General features: G+C 41.4%; 2 protein-coding genes. Both read right to left on the bottom strand.

All coding sequences use genetic code 11. The features are described 5' to 3' along the window. Positions 1-161: 161 nt before the first annotated feature. The gene (locus OB236_RS34980) at positions 162-626 is read right to left on the bottom strand and encodes a GNAT family N-acetyltransferase (RefSeq protein WP_262688191.1); all 465 of its coding nucleotides are present in this window, start codon (positions 624-626) and stop codon (positions 162-164) included. A gap of 91 nt (positions 627-717) precedes the next feature. Beyond that, the gene (locus OB236_RS34985) at positions 718-1,518 is read right to left on the bottom strand and encodes an adenylyl-sulfate kinase (RefSeq protein WP_262688192.1); all 801 of its coding nucleotides are present in this window, start codon (positions 1,516-1,518) and stop codon (positions 718-720) included. Positions 1,519-1,717: the final 199 nt, after the last annotated feature.

Genomic DNA, 1,717 nt, shown 5'->3' on the forward strand with positions numbered 1-1,717 from the left:
TTTTTAAGTATACCACCTCATGAATCCGCCATTAATAATTAAATATTGACAATCTATTAGCTGGAATAGCGCAACAAAGCTGCCCATTCATGCCGGCAGCCTCGTCCTGATGATTATTGAGCTATAGTACCCGTTAGCTGAATGTATATTGATTGAATTCGTTATGACACAATGGATAATTCCATAAATATTTCAGCAATATCATTATCATTGTATTTTGGTATCTCATAAAAGCCAAAACTTCGAAACACTGACATCGCTTTATAAGATTGTTTCTCTGTGTCCAACCTCAGCTTTATTAATCCAGCTTGTCTTGCAAATTCTATTATTTGGCTCATCATGCTTTTGCCGTAACCCTTATCTTGATATTCAGGTAAGACGAAGAACCTCTTTATTTCACCAATTCTGTTTTCAGAATCAATACCCTTTAAACCAATAGTCCCAATAACGCTCTGTTCTTCCTTCAATAACCAGAATCCGCCTCCCGTCTCAAAATATAGTAGTTCAATACTTCTAATATCTGAATGCGACTCTTCAGGATCAAAGACATATCCTCTGGAAACATACATAGTTTTCATAAACTCTTCCAATTGATCCTGGTCTGATCTAATGTATCTCTGCAGCAATAAGCATTCCCCTCTCTCGCGGATAGAACTTCTTTACTCTCGTTTCCCGTTAGCGTAATGAATGTTTCACACGGCCTTTCATTTGCGCACTTTACCCGATATGTTGACCAATCGACCCTACCATTTTACTAAAGACATCCTCCCAGTTTAGATTTATATTTTCTACCATATGGATTGGGAAAGGAAGCGTATCAAGCATCCTCAATTCGATCCGCTTGCGGTTCTCCATAAACCTGATATTTTGTTCCGTGGCAAAATGGGGTTTTGAACGGATGGAGGAAATCCAAACCTGCTGCTCCCGCACATTTGGCTGAGTTAAATAAATCAACACTGGATTCATGGCAGCAATCTGATCGGCGATTCCAAGAATATGTTGCTCAATTTGGCGATCAACAGCTTGATAATGACGTAGCAAATCATGAATCTGGTGCTGTAAGAACACGGCTTCGAGCACATATACCTTCTCTGATGTGCTAGTAAGCTCAGCGAAACGAGCCCAATGCCGCTGGATCGAATATGTAAACTCCGACAGCGCGGCTACGGGCGAATCCGTCCAGCATAGCTCGCGAGACTTCAGCTCGGAATAGAGCGCATTCGGCTCGCTGAACTCCTGGACCTCACGATAAGGAAGCAAATAATTGCTACCATCCTTTAATGCCCGTGAACGGATTTCGTTAGCTATGTTCGGATAGCGCTCCAGAAGCTCCTTATATTCCTCTTCTCGGAAAAAAGCATGCCAATTCAAACTCGCCGGATGCCGCTCGGCACCTTCATCATAAAATCTGGATGAAATACCTTGTTGTACGAGGTAGCGGTGCAATCGTTCAGCTAGCGTCGATTTGCCCGTGCCACACAACCCTTCAATCAAAATTAATTTGCAATCCCTTCGCATACGATTTACTCCTATCCATTAAGTAACCTTTTATGCTACATCTGTTCAATCAAACATTAAATTACGCTAAGTGCCCTTTAGCTTGATAAGCTGCCAACAATGCCGGCAGCCTCGTGCTGGTTGAGCTAAAGTTCTTCGTTAGCGGAATGAACGTTTAATTAATTCTTTAATTAATTTTCAAATAATTTTTTCGAACTCC

Source organism: Paenibacillus baimaensis, from assembly GCF_025567575.1.